This window comes from Nocardia niwae NBRC 108934 = DSM 45340 (assembly GCF_001613465.1).
GTDB classification, from domain to species: Bacteria; Actinomycetota; Actinomycetes; order Mycobacteriales; family Mycobacteriaceae; genus Nocardia; species Nocardia niwae.
This window is the reverse complement of record NZ_BDCK01000058.1, coordinates 16,912-34,180: the sequence shown is the minus strand read 5'-3', so window position 1 is coordinate 34,180 and position 17,269 is coordinate 16,912. Positions and strand designations below refer to the sequence as shown.

The 17,269-nt window shown below is 66.9% G+C and carries 14 protein-coding genes and 2 tRNA genes; 3 read left to right on the top strand and 13 right to left on the bottom strand.

Translation table 11 applies throughout. The annotated features are described in order from the left end of the window. Positions 1-290: 290 nt before the first annotated feature. From NNI01S_RS31855 to NNI01S_RS31815, 9 genes are all read right to left on the bottom strand, one after another. On the bottom strand, positions 291-1,184 hold the full coding sequence (locus NNI01S_RS31855; RefSeq protein ID WP_063025085.1) for an NlpC/P60 family protein: 894 nt from the start codon (positions 1,182-1,184) through the stop codon (positions 291-293). Between the two features lie 57 nt (positions 1,185-1,241). Next, positions 1,242-3,758, bottom strand: coding sequence for a hypothetical protein (locus NNI01S_RS31850; RefSeq protein WP_063025083.1), 2,517 nt, complete (start codon positions 3,756-3,758; stop codon positions 1,242-1,244). Continuing rightward, entirely contained in the window at positions 3,758-6,283 is a 2,526-nt protein-coding gene (locus NNI01S_RS31845) for an ATP-binding protein (RefSeq protein WP_063025081.1), read from the bottom strand. The genes NNI01S_RS31850 and NNI01S_RS31845 overlap by 1 nt, the downstream gene beginning before the upstream one ends. Then, on the bottom strand, positions 6,283-6,828 hold the full coding sequence (locus NNI01S_RS31840) for a hypothetical protein (RefSeq protein ID WP_063917781.1): 546 nt from the start codon (positions 6,826-6,828) through the stop codon (positions 6,283-6,285). The genes NNI01S_RS31845 and NNI01S_RS31840 overlap by 1 nt, the downstream gene beginning before the upstream one ends. Then, a complete protein-coding gene (locus NNI01S_RS31835; protein ID WP_039796594.1) occupies positions 6,825-7,085 on the bottom strand; it encodes a hypothetical protein in 261 nt (86 codons plus the stop codon). Before NNI01S_RS31835 ends, NNI01S_RS31840 begins: the two co-directional genes overlap by 4 nt. Positions 7,086-7,101: 16 nt before the next feature. Then, positions 7,102-8,157 (bottom strand): conjugal transfer protein, encoded by a 1,056-nt coding sequence (locus NNI01S_RS31830; RefSeq protein WP_245676462.1) that lies wholly within the window; start codon positions 8,155-8,157, stop codon positions 7,102-7,104. A gap of 18 nt (positions 8,158-8,175) precedes the next feature. Continuing rightward, entirely contained in the window at positions 8,176-9,300 is a 1,125-nt protein-coding gene (locus NNI01S_RS31825) for a GAF domain-containing protein (protein ID WP_063025077.1), read from the bottom strand. 376 nt (positions 9,301-9,676) lie between these two features. Further along, positions 9,677-10,570, bottom strand: coding sequence for an ROK family protein (locus NNI01S_RS31820; protein WP_063025075.1), 894 nt, complete (start codon positions 10,568-10,570; stop codon positions 9,677-9,679). A gap of 50 nt (positions 10,571-10,620) precedes the next feature. Further along, on the bottom strand, positions 10,621-10,893 hold the full coding sequence (locus NNI01S_RS31815) for a hypothetical protein (RefSeq protein WP_157115133.1): 273 nt from the start codon (positions 10,891-10,893) through the stop codon (positions 10,621-10,623). A 447-nt stretch (positions 10,894-11,340) separates the two neighbouring features. Here NNI01S_RS31815 and NNI01S_RS31805 point away from each other — a divergent pair, with 447 nt between their 5' ends. Further along, positions 11,341-12,063, top strand: a complete 723-nt coding sequence (locus NNI01S_RS31805) for a MerR family transcriptional regulator (RefSeq protein WP_063025069.1) — start codon at positions 11,341-11,343, stop codon at positions 12,061-12,063. A gap of 399 nt (positions 12,064-12,462) precedes the next feature. Here the strand turns inward: NNI01S_RS31805 and NNI01S_RS31800 are convergent. Both NNI01S_RS31800 and NNI01S_RS31795 read right to left on the bottom strand, forming a co-directional pair. Continuing rightward, positions 12,463-12,539, bottom strand: a tRNA-Pro gene (locus tag NNI01S_RS31800). Between the two features lie 48 nt (positions 12,540-12,587). Next, positions 12,588-12,661, bottom strand: a tRNA-Gly gene (locus NNI01S_RS31795). A gap of 1,024 nt (positions 12,662-13,685) precedes the next feature. Between NNI01S_RS31795 and NNI01S_RS31790 the strand changes: the two genes are divergently transcribed. Next, positions 13,686-14,636 carry a GGDEF domain-containing protein gene (locus tag NNI01S_RS31790; RefSeq protein WP_063025067.1) on the top strand — a complete coding sequence of 317 codons (951 nt, stop codon included), beginning with the start codon at positions 13,686-13,688 and terminating at the stop codon, positions 14,634-14,636. A gap of 24 nt (positions 14,637-14,660) precedes the next feature. Here NNI01S_RS31790 and NNI01S_RS31785 read toward each other — a convergent pair whose 3' ends face one another. Further along, the gene (locus NNI01S_RS31785; RefSeq protein ID WP_063025065.1) at positions 14,661-15,473 is read right to left on the bottom strand and encodes an Fpg/Nei family DNA glycosylase; all 813 of its coding nucleotides are present in this window, start codon (positions 15,471-15,473) and stop codon (positions 14,661-14,663) included. Positions 15,474-15,496: 23 nt separating this feature from the next. Further along, positions 15,497-15,970 carry a ribose-5-phosphate isomerase gene (locus tag NNI01S_RS31780; RefSeq protein ID WP_063025063.1) on the bottom strand — a complete coding sequence of 158 codons (474 nt, stop codon included), beginning with the start codon at positions 15,968-15,970 and terminating at the stop codon, positions 15,497-15,499. A gap of 175 nt (positions 15,971-16,145) precedes the next feature. Here NNI01S_RS31780 and NNI01S_RS31775 point away from each other — a divergent pair, with 175 nt between their 5' ends. Next, positions 16,146-17,255, top strand: coding sequence for a M48 family metallopeptidase (locus tag NNI01S_RS31775; RefSeq protein ID WP_063025061.1), 1,110 nt, complete (start codon positions 16,146-16,148; stop codon positions 17,253-17,255). Positions 17,256-17,269: the final 14 nt, after the last annotated feature.

Genomic DNA, 17,269 nt, shown 5'->3' with positions numbered 1-17,269 from the left:
GACCAGGCACCACCTGACCCGGCACCGGAGGACCCGAAACACCCGGCGAACCAACCGAACCCGACTGCCCGGCGTCACCGCCATTCGGCTGACCGGATCCCGGCTGACCCGGTGCGGGAGACTGCCCCGGTCCGGGAGACGGACTGCCAGGCGACCCCGGCACACCACCCTGCCGCGGCCGCTGCTGATCCGGCCGGTTGGACCACGGCGTCATCGGCACCGGTGGCGCCTCGGGATCCTCGCCGGTTTCTATCTGGGGCTCTACCTCTGTTGGCGGCATCGCTTATTCATCACATCCCGCTGCCGAGTACTCTTTTCACCCGCACGTCGTTCGTGCTCGGGATGGTCAGTTCGACGAATTCACCGGTCGTCGCATCGGTGGTGACGAGCCGCGTGTCACTGACCGCGATGCCGACCTGGGTCGGCGCGTTGTTTCGATAATTCCAGAACACCAGATCGCCTGGCGATACCGCGGCAAGATCCACGCGGTGGCCGCACGCGCCTTGCGCCGCAATGGTGTTCGGCAGCACAACGACTGCCGACGATCCGTCGAGCTGCCCGCATGCCCGCCGCCCGGCGCCGCTCGGTTGCCCCGCACCGCCCGCGGCCGACGACTGCGCCACCGCTGCATCGGCGGTCGAGCATCGACCGGTCGTCTGCGCGGCCGAGGCCTGGTAGATCACCGATCTGGCGAACTCTTCGGCACCTCCGCGGCTACCGGAGCCGTTCCGGGCCGCACTCGCCGTCAACTGTGCCAGCGCGAGTTCGCGCGCGCAGTCCGCGCCGATGCCCGAATTGCTGGTCAGCAAGGGAGGATCCTGGCGCGGGGCGTATCGCATCGCTGTGGTGCAGGCGCGCTGCCAGTCCGAAGCGTGGGTGTCGTCCGGTGCGATGGTCAGCTCCGCGTACGGATTCGTGGTGGGAGCGGTGGCCGCCCCACCTACCGGTGCGCTCCGCATGGTCGGCCGCGCCGCCGTCGTCGCGCGACTGGGGGTCACCGTCTGCGAAGGATCGGGCCCCACCGCACTATCGCACTGATAGTGCAAGTCGGAGGCGATCGCCGACGACGCGCCGCCGATGACCAGCACCAAGCCCATCATCAACACGAGCAGGACGCCGGCGCCCCCCAGCACTACCCATACCCAGATCGGCATCAATACGAGGGTCAGGAGACGACCGATCATCGAGGACCTTTCTGTGTGGACCGATCCGCTGCCATGCGCTTCGAATTCCGGTGCCGATCAGGGGTGGCGTCTGTTTCTGAGAGCTTCTATGTAATCCCCCGGTATGCGGGGCTCGAGGGGATACCGCACGGGGTCCGGCTGTGTAAACGGACGCGCAACAGTGTCCGGCTGCGCGAGCGAGTTAGCACCTGTGCTCGGCTTCCCTTGTTGATATTGGATTGTTTGGGTGCCATTGTCGACTTCGGCACGCAGCACCCGAATCCGTTCGAGGTCGGTTGGATCCTCTGCCGCCCAATTGGTGGCGGCCTGGATTCGAAGTGCATGCTCGTTGGTGATCCATTTCCCCAATCGGTCCGCGTCCTTGGGGGTGAGGTCGGCAATATGGCTGCCGTGTACCAAAATTGTATCCGATGTATCGCCGCTCGAAATTTTCTGCAGGCGTGTGATGAAATCCATTTCCGGATTCATGACATACGATCTGCCGAGATTTTCCAACTCCGGCGGGAGACCGACACCCCCAGGGAAATCGCCTCGGTACCGATCGACGACGGCCTCTAATGCGTGGAACCTGGCCATAACCATTTTCGGATCGTGGCCGTTCACCAGTTCGTTTTCGAAAAGCCCGTGCGCGGCGACGACATGTCCGATGTGACCCGACTGAAGCGGTTCTTTGTCCGTATGCTTGATGGCATCCGTCGCGGCAGTCCAGGCCCGATGCAAGTCTTTCTGTCTGACACCGGCCATCTGGAGGGCGAAGGGGATATTGGACGACAGGCCTGTCATATGCACGACATTCTGTGCGGCGAACGCGGCTTCCCTGTCCGCACTCGAGTGCAACCCGAGCGCTCGAGCGCGACGTTTGGCGCGTGCGATGCCATCCCGGGCTGCGTTCGCGTTGTGCACTTGTGTCTTCACCCCGGCGTGCGCAGCCGCTCTCAGGTCCTTGGTCTTCATGCCCCGCGCCTTATTTTTCTTGTCCATATGGTCGAGCCAGGACCAAGGACTCAACGGGTTGAGGCGGCCACCGGCAGCCCATGCGGTGAGCGGCGAACTGTTGATGGTGCTGATCGCGCCCACCATGGCGAGCGGCGACATCGAGTTGGCCGCACCGGAGTTGCCCATGCCCAAGCCCATACCGAGTGCACCGCCGCCTGCGCCCTGGGCCGAACCGCCGCTGTGTATTGCCGACCCGATGCGGTTGACCACCCAGTCGTTGGCCTCGTCGATATTCCTGCTGAGACGCCGCACCTGAATGATGGCGATGATCTCGACGCCAGCGCCGATGACGAACACCACCATGATCTGACCGTTCGCCGCACGGAACAGGCTGCCCAGCAGCAGCTCGTAGACGCCGAGAGCGATGACGAAGAAGGCCATCTTCCCGGCGGCGATGAAGCCGTGCACCACGCAGCGCACGGTGAACGTCTGCGTCGGACCGTAGATGTATCCGCCCGCCGCGAACCCGAAGATCGAGGCGAACCCGTAGTAGATGAGGTCGAGTGCGGCCCACATGATCTTGATGGACAGATACGCGGCGAAGGCCAAGAGAATGACCGCGCACAGCAACAGCAGGAGTCCGGCTCCGATCTGACCGACGCCCGGATTGTCCACCGCGGCATACGCGGCGCTGTCGCCGCATGACTTCATCCCGCCCTTCACCCGATCCTCGCTGCCTGCCGCCATTGCGGCGGACCATGCCGCCCGGCAGGACGGGTTGGTGTCCACGACGTGCCCGAAGTTCCACACCTGCAACGGAAGTCGCACGAAGTTGTCCGCCATGGTCGCTTGCAGCGTGCCGACCAACTGGCTCGGATTCGGATTGTTGTGCCCGTTCAGACCGGCCGCGACCGAAAGTCCCAGGTCACGTCCTTGGATCAGCACACCGTGGTCGGACAGCGCCTCGGCCAACGGGTTCGCCAGAAAGAACACGCCGCCGATCGCGAAGGCGATCATCGTGACGACCTGCACAGCGGCCTTGGCGTACAGCGCTCGAACGATGAAATAGCCCACGAAGAACGCACCGATCGCCAGCGCCGTCGAGGCCAGCAGGGGCGTCGCGATCTGAGCCGTCAGGTTGCGGGCCATCGCTTGCAACGGCGCGCTGAGCAGGTTCAGCCACTGGAAGTCCATTGCCTTGGCCGGGAGCCACACCCCGGTGATCGATAGCAGCTGCCATACCGCGAACAACGGCATGAGGATGATCCACATCGCGAAATTGCCCAGGTTGAACACTCCGCCGCGGTCGACCACCAGCATGTAGCTCGACACGTTGACGCCATAGGAGTCCTTGACGTTCATCCAGCTGGTCGCAGCGTTGGGAGCGGTCCCCTGGGTCGCGGTGCCTGTCTGCGCGATGGACACCGCGTGGACGAGGCCCGGGAAGACGAACAGCACGAAGAGGGCCAGCACGATCCACGCGGTTCGCCTGCGACGGCGCGACGCGGAGATCCAAGCCCGGAATCGCCGGAACACCATCTGCGGCCGCCAGCGGTCCGCGTCCCAGAACTGCGGTTCCCAGGGCATCCCGAAGGAAGACTGATCTGTGCGGATTCCGGCGCCGAGTATCGATCTCATCAACGACCCAATCGCTCGGGCAGGGCCGAACGCGCACCGCTGACGCTGGTCGGGGTGCTGGTGATCGCCGCGGCCCGGTCCGGACGCGCCGGACCCAGCACCTTGCCGCGACCGATGCGGTTCAGCGCGTCACGCATGAACATCTCGCCCCGACGCTCCTCGGGAATCTGCCGACCGGGACCGACGGGGGGCGAGGTCTCCTCGCGGAGAATCTGCAAGAGAAACGGGGCTTCCTCCAGATCGACGCCCAGCCACTCCAAACTGTTGCGCGCCAGTGTCTCGTCGCGCTGCCGGAAGACGAATCGGTTCGGGATCAGGTTGTGCGCCGCGCCTTGGAAGTCGGTGGCCGGGTCGTGCGAGGCGAGGCCGATCGCGGCCAGGTGCTTGCGGCCGTCGCGGCTGAAGTCCGAGGTGACCGCCGAGCCGACCTGCGTCTGCGTGAAGTGGTGCGCCTCGTCGCCGACCAGCAGGCCGAACCTGCCGTTGTCGGAGAGGAAGGCCTCTCGCGCCGCCACGCCGACCAGTTCGTACAGCGCCGTGCCGAGCCGTTTGGTCAGCGGCAACCGGTTGTACAAGTGTGGCGTGGTGAGTTCCTCGGCGCTCGGCAGTTGCAGGTTGTGACTGCGGACGACGGTCGCGGCGGCGTCGAGACGCAGCGGTCGGAGCTTGGGGTCGAACAGCACCGGAACCCGTTCCACCACGGTGCCCAGCCGCGCCGCGAGATCGGCGTACTCCTCTCCCCGCTCGGGGTGCTCCCGTAGCCTGCGCACAACGTGGAACAGATCGAGCAGGCTCTTGATCTTGTGCTCGGCCATGCCCCTGGGTGAGAGCAGATTGCTGGCCGCCGCGCCTGCGCCGGAGGTCGGCGAGAGATCGAGCAACGGAAGAATCGAGTCCAGCGCGCGTTCACCCGCGATCCGCGGGTTGAACAACCGCAGCGGATCCAGCGAAACCGTGGGATTGGCCAGGTCGATGATGACCGCGTCGTCGATCGACCGCGCGAAGTGCTCCCATTCCCCGACCTGGCTGCGGTCGATGGCGAGGAACTGCCCGCCCATGTCGTGTACGAGCACGGCCATCAGTTTCAGGAAATACGACTTGCCCGAGCCGAGTTCGCCGGTGACCGCGAACGAGGCGGACAAGTCGTGCAGCGCGGCCTCCATGATGCCGAAGTGGATCGGCTCGAAATGTCCCGACAGCAGATTGACCCCGATCACCGGCCCGCTGTCGTCACCGATCTGACTGGTGGTGAACGGCACGAAACCGGCCCACATGTCCGAGGGGACGATATGGGCGAAGTCGTCGAAGGCACGGCGTGGCGGACTGCCGGGAATCAGCATCGACCACAGGTCGACCTGCGCGCCGACCGGAGCGGTCATGTCCACCTGGAACCGCTTGTAGCGCCGCTTGAGCGTGTTGACCGCGTCCATTGTGGCGTCTCGCGTCGGTCCGCCGATGGCGACGACAGTGGTGAACGAGACCTCCGATTCCCCGCCGTTGACCTCGAAGTGCTGGTTGTACTCGCCGAGCATGCGGGCCTTCGACGCCAGCGTGTTCTGTGCGAACGAGACCTCCTGGTCGCGCTGATCCATCTGCTCGCCGAGCCTGCGCAAACTGAGTTCGTTGTTCTTCAACACCTGATCGGCGGGCTTGGTCGAGATCCGCATGCCCCAGTCGACGGTGACGTCGCCGAGGCCCTCCAGCACGTTGAGGAACTCGCTGCCGCCGGGAAAGGTCATGCCTGCGTACGGGAAGGAGTGCGGCGTCAGCATCGCCTGGTAGGACGGCCGGTACTCGAAATCCGGTTGTACCACTTTGATCACGGGCACGAACGAGGGCCGGATACGCCGGTTGCTGTCGGCCTGGGCCCCCTCGTCGAGCGCGGCGGAGCGGAACACCGCGGCCGTCGCGTCGTCCAACGCGCCCGCACGGGTGGGCGCCACCGGGTCGCCTGCGGCGCCGCGCGAGAGATAGTGCTCCCATAGCCATTGGAACAGGGCCGCGGGCACCGGAACCGGATCGAAGTCACCACCGATCCTGGACAGGATCTCGTTCGCCTTGTCGTCGTATTCGTCCAGGTCCGCACGGGAGATCGCCGTCGCATCGATCGTGGGGGTGCTGCCACGCCACAGGCGCGACAGCGCGGACATGCTGGAGTTGCTGGCCCCGACCGGGATCGACAACAGGAAGATGCGGGTCTGCGGCATGATCGCGTGCACCCGTTCGTAGGAGGCCACCACCTCATCGGCGTAGTCCTCGCACTCGTCCAGGTCGACGCCCTCCACCATCTTGGTGAGCACGTCGATGGTGTTCAGCCGCGCCTGGATGCCCAGCAACAGCGACCCGCTCGGCAAGTTGGTGACCAGCGCGTGATGCGCCATCTTCACGTCGTACTTGTCCCCGGCCTTGCGCAAGCCGTAGCCGAGCGGATTGATGAAGTAGGTCGCGGTGACCAGGCCCGAATGGGTGAACTGGAGATTGCCGCGAATCGCCGCGGTGGGCTGTAGATCTCGTCCGAGTGCCATCAGGGGCGTCCTCCGGAAGCTGTGCCGTTGCTGTCGTCGCCGTTGCCGTTCAATCGCCGCCACAGGTCGGTGGCTTTACCGCCTCCACTCACCACCTCGAGTAGGCGGATGCCGGATTTCGGCTGGGCGGGCACCGCCGCGTCAGGGCGGTCGGGCAGCAGGAGGACCACGGTCTCCTCGATGAACATGGTGTGGCGCACCGAGTCACTGGTGATCGGCATGCCCGAGGCCGACACCGGCTTGCGGTAGACGATGAGCCTGCCGAGCCAGAAAGCGCGCGAAAGCATCCGGACGCCCGTGTACGGCACGAGCCCGAGCACGAAGACCGCCAGGATGGTGATCGCCAGACCCGTGATGAAGGTGACGGCCGGGTTCAGCGGCAACGTCATCGCGCCCACCGACGTCACCGACATCGCCGCCACGGCGGCGGCGACCTGGGGCAAGGTGTAGGGGCCGAACGGAAGCTTCTGCCCGTTCTGTGCCTTGCCGATCATCGTGGGCACACGTTTGATCGGCGTGAACACCTTGATCACCTGGGTGGTCATCGATAGCCACCGATGGGGTGATCGGGGACGATGAGGTTCGCGTCCGTTCGCGCGTAGTTGATGGTCGTGGGCAGAATCCAGATCACCACCCCGGCCATCAGTCCCGATCCGAAGACGACGATGATCCGCGCGGGCGACAGCCTGGATTTCGCCGCCTCGGAGATCACCACGCCGATCGTGACGATGGCGATGATGATCATTCCTCCCCATCGGACAAAGATCAGGATGCCATAGAGGATGTTGCTCAGATTACCCATCGGGCTGCCTCTCGGATCAGTTCTGCGTCGCCGGCGGAATCGTCACCGACGGCGAGGAAGACGAGGTGGTGGAAGTGGGCGGCGCTCCGCCGCGCGAATCCTGACCGACGACCACCGCGAGCGGACTCGACAAGGCGGGAATCGGATCGATGGACACCACTTGCCACTGGCCCGCATTGCGGACCATGGTGAGCGGGTAGGCCAGTGTCGCGGTGGCGCCCGTGTCAGCTTTGGGGTTGATGGTGGCCATTACTTGGGCCTTCGCACCGCCGGAGCCGCAGCTCGAATCATCTGTGGTGAGCGAGGTCAGCTCGACGGCGGTGAAGGGGGGCGGCTTCAGTGCGGCCAGCCCGGCATCCGGGGTGGTGTAGCGGGCCACATCGCCTTTTCCGGCCAGCATGGCACTCAAGAAGCCCGCGGCGACCTGGCCGAGCGGAGTATCCGGTGCGCAAGGGGCGCCGTAGGCCAGTTTGAGGTCGACCCCCTTCCCAGGAGCCTGGACGACCGCCGGCGTCGACAGCGCACGCAGCCGCCCGTCGGACAACGACACCGCGACGCGGTAGAACTGCCGCTCCGGCGCGGCGGCGGTCCCGGCTTTGCCGACCCCGACCGACACGGTCACCGACCAGACCTCCAGCCCGCCCGCCGCGAGTGCGCGCGAGACGTAGACGACCGATGGGTCGGAGACTTGACGCGCGGATGACGGCAACGTGATCTGCTGATTGGAGCCGACGAATTCGCCGAGCCGATCCTGCTGTCCCGCAGCGGCAGTCAAATAGGTGACGATGAATTGCTCGGCGAAAGACCCGGCCAATTGCGCATGCCCGACGATTGCCGTCGTCGAATCGTCCGACGGCGCGGGCGGGCCCGAGTCGAAGACACTGAGGATCGCGTGGCCGCCGCCGAGCACGGCGAGCACGGCGAGCACAGCGACGACGATGTTGTCGCGACGGCGACGGGCGGCCATCCGGCGAAGCAGTGCCTCACCCGAATCTGCCGGCCCCCGAACCACTGTCCTCACTCCCGAAATGGTAGAGAGCACAGGCGTTCTTAACCCGCCGGTAGTTCCCACTCATGGGAATCAAAACCGTCAGCAGGCCGGGTTGCTTTTCATCCTGCCCGCAAGCCAATGCCGCAATTGTTCGTCATAGCCGATCGGCGCGCTGCGCGGCCTCGGCTCCAGGACCTGACGATGAGTTTCCAGCAGCGGAACGTCGTCCGCGACCCGGACCAGCTGAGCGATCGCCAGCTGTCTGCTGGAGTACCCGGGATAGGGGTAGAGGAGCAACGAGGTGGGCGTGTAGCCACCGCCGTAGTTGAGTACTCGCAATGTGACGCCGCAACTGTCGCCCGACCGCAGCCGGTCACCGAGTTCCGCCAGCTTGGGGCGGTCCTCCGGATGGAAGACGTCGACGGGCCGGAAGAGATAGTCCCATCGAACCCACGGCGCGGGGTCGGTGAGCCAGTGCGAGATGCTGGTGTGCTCGAGCTGGACCACAGCCAGATGCGTGCCTGCCCGGCGGTGCGCCTCGCGCAATCCGATGCGCTCCAGGGTGGGCCACGCCGCTGGCGCGTTCTCCGAGGTCACGTCCTCGATCAGCCACCACGCGCCGCGCGTGCGCTCGTCGTCACGGGCCCGGATGGTGATCCGCCACTGGGCCGGGCGGCCGAATCCGTGCACCACGGTGGTGTCGAATTGCATTCGCTCACCGGGCTTGGGGTCATACAGAAGGTCGAGCACCTCGGCGTGCCGATCGAAACTCGAGACCCGGTGGAACAGTTCCGCGATCGACATCCTCGGGACGTACTGTTCGGCGGTGCTGCCGGACAGCCGCGTGATGCCGCTCGGTTGCTGAATGGTCTGACTGCTCAGGTCCCAGATGGCGCCCACCGCCGGGCGCAACGCCGGCACCCGCTCGGCCGCGGGCCCGAGCCACAATCGCACGGCGTGCACGTCACCGGCCGGGCCGAAAATCGGGCGGATGAGCAGTTGATGCCTTCCGCCGCGCGTCTGTACGGCCAAGTCGACGTCCTGCGCCTGGTCATGCGCGGTATGGATCGCCTCCGTCAGCCCCGCGGTCGTGAGCTTGTCATACAGCGCGGGGGTTTTGGACAGCGTTCGCTGCAACACCCGCTGCCAGCTCGCGAACTCACGCGGCGCATCCCCCACCGACGCCACGGACATGCCGTCCGGCGCCAACGTCTCGATCGTCACCCATGGAATCACTGCGCCACTTCGCTTCGCACTTGCCCGACCAGCCGTTCCTCCGGGTCCGCCTCAACCCGGATGAGACATCTTGTGACTCAGGCAATGTACCGTTATTTAGCGGCTCAATCAACTCGTGAGAGAACCGTCCGTACTCATGAAGTCTCCGTCATGTCGATAGGGCACACGCAGGCGTGTTCATTTTGTTCACGTTAAGTTCGGTCGAGCACCCCCATACCGGCGCGCAGAGCGACGGCACATCCGCCGCAAACCGGCGCACAAGATCAACCGCAGCCACCATCCGAGGCCTGTGGCATTCCCGTGGCTAATTTCGCCTACGACCGGAACCTCTTCTCGCCCAGGGCTTGTGCCGAGCGCGAAAGGATCAGGCGTTCCTGCCTACCAGCGCCAGCACACCTGCGCCCAGAACCGTCGCGACGTCCCCGAGCTGCGAGGGGATCACACGCAATCCGGGCAGGAAGCTCAGCCTGGCATGCGTTGCGACGGCCTCGCCCAGCGGTTTCCACAACACGGGACCGGCTCCGGCGAGCGAGCCGCCGAGCACAACGAGATCGATGTCGAGCAATGCCGCCACCGAGGCGATCGCCCGGCCGAGCGCCGTGCCCGCCCGGCCGAGCGCCGCGGCCGGGATGTCCTCGCCGACGCGGGCTGCATCCAGCAGTTCCGGCACCGATGTGCCCGCCCAGCCCTGCTCCCGCGCCCAGCGCACCACGGCCAGGCCGCCGGCGACCGCCTCCAGGCATCCGCGGCCGCCACAGGAGCACCGATCGTCGAAACCGGGAACCAGGACATGACCCACGTGCCCCGCGTTGCCGGTACGCCCCACCAAGGTGAAGCCGCCCACCACGATTCCGCCGGTGATGCGATCGGAGACGCCGATCGCCAGACTGTCCATCACTCCGCTCGTCGCGCCGAAACTCCGCTCCGCCAGCGCGAGGCACACGCCGTCCAGCGCGAGCGGAACCTGCGCTTCCGGGAACAGCTTCTGCGCGGCTCGGACGATGCCGAAACCCGCTCGCCACTCCGGCACGTCGCCGGGAGCGATCACCCCGGCCGCCATGTCGATCGGCCCGGCCGAAGCGATGCCGAGGGCGGTGACCTGGTCACCGCCCGCGACCTCGAGCAGCAATTCCTGGCATCGGTCCCATGCTCCCGTCGCCGGGATCGGGATCCTCCGGATGTCGTCGGTGTCGACATCGTCGGCGACCTTGGTCGCCGCGAAGCCCGACGACCCGATCTCCAATGCCAGCACTGTCATGAGTTACACCCCACCGAAGGAATCGACGCGAAAAACTGCACGCAGCATAGTCACAGACCGTCGGTGCCGGTCGGTTTGAGGGGTTGCCCGAGCACGATGTGCCGACGGGGCGCGGGAAGAGTGGAGATCGTGCGCAGCGGACGCGGCCCGGTGCGGATGATCCGCATGGGGCGCTTGTGATCGATCGGCGCGGCGCGGTGCCGGTCCAAGTTCTCGATGACGCCGCCGGAGTTGTCGTAGGCGACGCCGGCCCAGATCATCGCGCGGGGACCGTCACCACGGGAGGTCAGCGCCTGCGCCAGCTGCTGGCACTGCACGAGCAAGGGGCAACTCTGACAGGTGCGCACTGCTGCTCGCCAGGCATCCGGATTCCCGGTGTCCATGTCCCAGTTGTCCGGGACGTCGGCGCACGGGGGCCGCTGGTTCGACTTTGCCGGAATCGACGAGACCTTTGCTGACGCAATGGATCCCGTGTCCATCGGAAGGGTTCGCGTAATGCTCATAGCCATCTCCGGGGATGCCGAGCACACACCTCAGGCAGGTGCGTGGCCCATGGATCGGACGGTCATCAGGGCTGCTCAACAGTCCCCGGAACCCAGCCGCGATAAGCTGGTCTACGCACGGTAGCCCACTGTTGCCCAGCACACAACCTCTTGTGCCGCTATGTAACGGCTCGTTGACCTTCAAGCAACACCCAGCTACCGTCTTTAACGGCACGTTATGAAACGGACCATTTTCCACGGAGGCCCGACTATGGTTTCCTTTTAAACATGGCTGCAGACTCTGAATTCACGATCGACGAACTGGCACGGGCAGCCGACACCACCGTGCGCAGCGTCCGCGTGTACCACGAGCGAGGGCTCCTCCCCTCGCCGGAGGTGCGTGGGCGGATCGGGTATTACGGGTCGGACCACCTCAACCGGCTGCAAACGATCAGCCGCCTGCTGGGGCGTGGCATGAAGCTGAACGGGATCAGGGAACTGCTCGAAGCCTGGGACCGCGGCGACGGACTCGCCGATGTACTCGGCGTGAAGAACGCCAACGCGGCCGAAGCGGATCCGGAAGCAACCACCGAGCCACAGGACAGCTACGCCGAGTTGCCGGAGTACGCGAAGCAGGCACTGGCCTCCAGCGAAGACCCGCTCGAGGCGTACCGGGTCACCAACCCGCGGTGCTGCGATCTGGCCACCCGGCTCACCGACACGGGGCTCCCGATGCAGGACACGTTCCAGTTGGTCGAGCGCCTGCGCGCGGACTGCGATCGCATCGCCGACCGCTTCGCCACCGAATTGTTCTACCGTCTCGCCGGACAGACCTACGAGGAATCCGCCCGGACCCCGCGCGATCGCACGAAGCTGGAAACCGACCTGGCCATCGCCCGGTTGATCGTCACCCGCGCCACGTCGGAGCTGATCGACCAGGCGTTCGCCCGGCACTCCGAACTGCCGCCGCCCACCGTGGCCTCCAGTCCGCAGGTACAGGCCGAGCAGTGACGGCACGGCCGCGAACCGGCCGTTCTCCTATTTCCATCCGGCACTGTCCAATACTTACGTAGACAAAATCCGTACGGTTCTTTCGAGCGGTGCGCAGCCGGTGGCTGCGGCGAAAGTCCCGTGCGCCGGTCTCGTGCATCGAACACGGACCCGGCGAACCCGTGCGCATTCCCGGGCATGACCAGTGCCGAAGAGTTGCCACGAGGTACCCGGCGAACGCTCCGGAGACCGGAGCGGTGGTCCCACATTCCCCACGGTGGCCCCGACCGTCCACTCCCGCGCACACGCGAAACCTACTGAGGTAAGTAGGTATACCCATTCGCTGAGCGAAGACGGCGCAGCGATGCGTCTGCCGCCGGCGCCGGACGAGACCTGAACGCGAACCGGCCCCCCGAACGATGGTCGGGGTGACAGGATTTGAACCTGCGACCCTCCGCTCCCAAAGCGGATGCGCTACCAAGCTGCGCTACACCCCGTGGCCTCGCGGCGGCCGGGGCGGGCCGCCGACGAGGATGAATGCTCCGTGGAGCGGGTGACGGGAATCGAACCCGCACCATCAGCTTGGAAGGCTGAGGTTCTACCATTGAACTACACCCGCAGGCATACGACACCGATGGGATCGCCACGATGCCGTGTGCGATCCGACTGTACCGAACCCGGCTTCCGAAACGCCAATCAGCCCCCCGCGCAGCGAGATCTCGCAGGTTGCCCGCCGGAGCGCTCCGGGGTTGCCGCGCACAGTCTCGCACGAGGGGTCGGCCCGGGTCCGGCGGCGCGCTCGCGGGAAATTTTAAAGGCTATTTTTCATTGAAACTCTGGCGTGTCGGATTCCGGTGGGCGAAACTCGAATGACACACCTGTCACCCCAGGAACTTCGCTCGAGGGAATTCCGATGAGGACCGCACGACTCGCCGTCACGGCCGACGCGCTCGGCGTCTCGCCGAGCCACGGCCGCTGGACCCGGAGCGAGTCGACGCGGTGCGCGCCGGGAACGAATCGGTCCCGCAGCTCCTCCGCCGAGCGCGCCGAGACTCCCGGAACACGGACCAGCCGGATGCTCGTCACGCATCCGGGCGAGGCGGGCTCCGCCGTCTCACCCCCGAGCGGTGGCGTCCGCGCCCCGCGCCGCCACAAGCGGAGGGCAGCGAGCAGATGCCCGCCGCCGGAACGCTCGGCCCCACCAACCGGAACTCGACAGGGAAGACGAGGACGTCGCGTGCGAGAACAGGTTCTCGGGCAGCGAGCGGCGCTTGGACGGCCCGGACCGCCCTCCCGGCTCGCGCACCGCTCCCCGCACACTTCGTACCGCGTGTCGCCAGCGCGTCGCGGCGCGATTTTGCAGCGAACAGGAATCAGGTGTAACACGAACGCGACGGGAACGATCACATACCCGATCGCCATTCGCCGGGAATCGAGAACACGTTGCAAATCGTCACTTTTCGATGCCGAGTGGCTTGCTAGGATCCTTTTTGCCGGACGGGGGTATCTGGAAAGGGGGCGGTGAGCGTGCGCCGAACCAGGTGGACACAACCGCGTAGCAGTGGGAACGATCAGGGTGACGCCGGCACCTGTGTGCGTACAGGGCATCCGGGTACCGACGTCGCTCACACCGGGTGAGTCCGATGTCGGCCGATATCGAGCCCCCGGTAGCCGCCATGGCCCGAGCCTGGGCCCGTGCGGTCTGCGCCGAGCCCGGGTCGGGCGCGGCGCCCCAGCAGTTGGAACCCGTCCTGATCGAGATCGTCGAGCGCCTGCTCACGCTCGCCAGGTCGGAGCCGTTCCCGGTACCCGAAGCGCGGATGCTCGGGGCCCGGCTCGCCGAGGCGCCGTTCGACCGGATTCGGATGCTGGCGCAGGCCACGCGCTGGCTGCTCGGTTTCCCGTCCGGCGCGCCCGGTTCGCTGGTGGCCACCCGCTGGCCGTTCATCGCCAGCCAGGCCATCGATAGTTACGCCCAGGCGCTGCAGGAGCGCGCCCTAGCGCAGCAAGAGCAGAACCTGTCGGCGAAAGTATCGCTCCGGGTCCAGGAGATCGCCGCGTTGCAGCACCGGCTGCGCCACGAGGCCACCCACGACGCGCTCACCGACCTGGCCAACCGGACGCTGCTGCAGGACAAGGTCCGCCTGATGGCCACCGACCCGACCCGCGGCGTCGGACTGCTGCTGATCGACCTGGACCGGTTCAAGCAGATCAACGACGGATACGGCCATGCGATCGGCGACGAGGTGCTGGTCGAACTGGCCGGGCGGCTGCGCGAAGCCTGTCCGCCGGACACGGTGATCTGCCGCTACGGCGGCGACGAATTCGTCCTCGCGACCAACCCCCACCACAACAACCTCGGCGACCTCGCACACCGGATCGTGGCCGCACTGCGGGACCCCGTCTGGTCGTCGGCCGGGCCGGTACCCGTGTCGGCCAGCGTAGGGACCGCTTACAACCCGCCGGGCAGCCCGCTGGACTTCACCGATCTGCTCCGCCGCGCCGACCGGGCGATGTACTCGGCGAAGACGGCCGGGGGCCGCCGCTTCGCCCTCGCGGACGAGCCGGACATCGACACCGCCGTCGCCGGCTGACCGGGGCCGCACGGCGGCGGTCCGTCAGCCGGGTTGGCAGCTGGGGCACCAGAAGAGATTTCTGCCCTGCATCACCTGGTAGGCGATCGGCGTTCCGCACAGCCTGCACGGGGCGCCCTGGCGGCGGTAGACGTAGGTCCGCGGACGATCCGGGGCGTAGGAGGGCTCGCCGTGATCGTGTTCGGGTCGCACCACGACCATCTTCCCGACGCGCACACCCACCCGCATCAGCGCGACGAGATCCGCCCACATCTCGGCCCATTCACCCGCGGACAGGCCCGTGCCGGGACGATGCGGCGAGATCCGGTGGCGGAACAGCAGCTCCGCCCGATAGACGTTACCGACCCCGGCGACCACCTGCTGATCCATCAGCAGCGCGCCGATCGGCCTGCGGGAACGACGGATACGCTGCCATGCCAGGTCCGCGTCGGCTCCGCGCCGCAGCGGATCCGGGCCGAGCCGGTCGGTGAGCGCGGTGACCTGCGGCGGCAACAGGATCTCGCACGCGGTGGGTCCGCGCAGGTCGGTGCCGAACCCCGGCCTGCCGTCCGGCCCGCCGAACATGCGCATCCGCACCTGCCCGACCGGCTCCCCCATCGGCAGCCCGGACTCGGTGAACGTCCCGTACAAGCCCAGATGTACGTGTACGACCAAGCCCGAGTCGTAGTGATGCAGCAGGTGTTTGCCCCACGCCTCGGATTTCGTCAGCACCTGCCCGTCCACTCGGGCCGCACCCGCGGCGAACTTGCCCTGCGGGCTCGACACGCGCACCACACCGCCCGCGAGCCGACGCTGATGCAGCCGCGCGAGACGGTGCAGTGTATGCCCTTCCGGCACAGCCGGTTACGACCTCCGTGCGCTCAGTAGGCGGGCACCGCCGGGGCGATGCCGGTCTTCTCGTACTCCGCCAGGATGTCGATACGCCGCTGGTGGCGCTCCTCGTCCGACCACGGGGTGGACACGAACGCGTCCACGATGGCCAGCGCCTCCTTGGTCGAGTGCATGCGGCCACCGATGCCGATCAGCTGCGCGTTGTTGTGCTCGCGCGCCAGTTTCGCGGTCTCCACGCTCCAGGCGAGCGCGCAGCGGGCGCCGGGCACCTTGTTGGCGGCGATCTGCTCGCCGTTGCCGCTGCCGCCGAACACCAGGCCGAGGCTGCCGGGGTCGGCGACGGTCCGGCGGGCCGCCTCGATGCAGAAGGCGGGGTAGTCGTCGAGCGCGTCGTACTCGAGCGCACCGCAGTCGACGACCTCGTGGCCCGCCTGCTCGAGATGGGCCTTGACGTGATTCTTCAGTTCGAAACCGGCATGGTCGGCACCCAGGTAAACGCGCATGGCAGGCATTGTGTCAGGCGGCCGCGGCGGGGCGGCAAGAGGGCACGCCCCGCGATTAACACCGCGGACGGCCCGCGCGAATCGACTGATACGCCAGCTGTGTTCGCGGCCACCGGGCCCGGTGACACGGCAGACGCGCCAACCCCGTTCCCGGCAACTGAATAGAGTTCATCCCATGCAGCCGTTCGAACCCCAGCCGCCCGACCAGGCGGGCCGACAAACCGACCCGTATGCCCCACAGGGCGGGTGGGTCTCGGCTCAGGACGCACCTGCCGCGTCGTCCTATGGCCAGCAGTACACCTCGGGCTCGCATCCGGCCGCTCCCCCCGCGGTGTATCCGGCACCGTACGGTTCCTACCCCGGCGTCCCGGTGCCGCCCCCTGCGCCGCCGCAGCGGCAGCCCCGCGGTCTGTCGCCCTTCGGCATGCCCGCCCGGCACAGCTGGGAGATCCCGATGCTGGTCGTCGTGGTGGTGCTGACCGTGTTCGCGTACCTGATCGCGCTGGTGCTGCTCGCGACGGGCAACTTCGACCAGTACGTGCTGGCGTTCGCGGCCGCCCCGCTGCTGCTGTGGTTCGGCCGCGGCATCAACTACGCCGGTCAGCGGGTGAACGGCGTGCGGATGTCGCCGACCCAGTTCCCGGAGGGCTACCAGATGGTGGTGGACGCCGCCGCCCGCTTCGGCATGGCGAAGGTGCCCGACGCGTACGTCGTGCTGGGCAATGGCCAGATCAACGCGTTCGCCAGCGGACACGGCTTCCGGCGCTACGTGGTGGTCTACAGCGACCTGTTCGAGATCGGCGGCGCCGCACGCGAACCGGACGCGCTGGCGTTCATCATCGGCCACGAGGTGGGCCACATCGCGGCCGGGCACGCGTCGTACTGGCGGCAGCTGGGCATGTTTCTCGTGCCCTTCCTGCCGATCGTCGGCAACAGCCTGATCCGCGCGCAGGAGTACACCGCGGACAACCACGGTTACTGCAATCGGCACACCGGAGCCTCCGCCGCCATGGGCACCCTGGCCGCGGGCAAGTACATGAACAGGCTGATCGGCTTCGACGAGATGGCCGATCGGGCGGCCGTGGAGAAGGGATTCTTCGTCTGGATGGTGAACGCCCTGTCCAGCCACCCGGTGCTCACCTGGCGGATGTGGGCGCTGCGCGATCGCAGCAGGCACGGAAAGCTGTTCCTGCGCCCGGCGCCGCCCGCGGGCGCGGGCGTGCCCGCGGGCTACGCGAGCTCCTACGGTCAGGTGCCCGCGAGCCCGCCGAAGTCCGTCCTCTGACCGGTGCGGGTGCC

Excerpts from the sequence above, each read along its gene's own strand:
- NNI01S_RS31855 (WP_063025085.1), bottom strand. The coding sequence starts at position 1,184 with ATGATCGGTCGTCTCCTGACCCTCGTATTGATGCCGATCTGGGTATGG.
- NNI01S_RS31850 (WP_063025083.1), bottom strand. The coding sequence starts at position 3,758 with ATGAGATCGATACTCGGCGCCGGAATCCGCACAGATCAGTCTTCCTTC.
- NNI01S_RS31845 (WP_063025081.1), bottom strand. The coding sequence starts at position 6,283 with ATGGCACTCGGACGAGATCTACAGCCCACCGCGGCGATTCGCGGCAAT.
- NNI01S_RS31840 (WP_063917781.1), bottom strand. The coding sequence starts at position 6,828 with ATGACCACCCAGGTGATCAAGGTGTTCACGCCGATCAAACGTGTGCCC.
- NNI01S_RS31835 (WP_039796594.1), bottom strand. The coding sequence starts at position 7,085 with ATGGGTAATCTGAGCAACATCCTCTATGGCATCCTGATCTTTGTCCGA.
- NNI01S_RS31820 (WP_063025075.1), bottom strand. The coding sequence starts at position 10,570 with ATGACAGTGCTGGCATTGGAGATCGGGTCGTCGGGCTTCGCGGCGACC.
- NNI01S_RS31805 (WP_063025069.1), top strand. The coding sequence starts at position 11,341 with ATGGCTGCAGACTCTGAATTCACGATCGACGAACTGGCACGGGCAGCC.
- NNI01S_RS31790 (WP_063025067.1), top strand. The coding sequence starts at position 13,686 with ATGTCGGCCGATATCGAGCCCCCGGTAGCCGCCATGGCCCGAGCCTGG.
- NNI01S_RS31780 (WP_063025063.1), bottom strand. The coding sequence starts at position 15,970 with ATGCGCGTTTACCTGGGTGCCGACCATGCCGGTTTCGAACTGAAGAAT.
- NNI01S_RS31775 (WP_063025061.1), top strand. The coding sequence starts at position 16,146 with ATGCAGCCGTTCGAACCCCAGCCGCCCGACCAGGCGGGCCGACAAACC.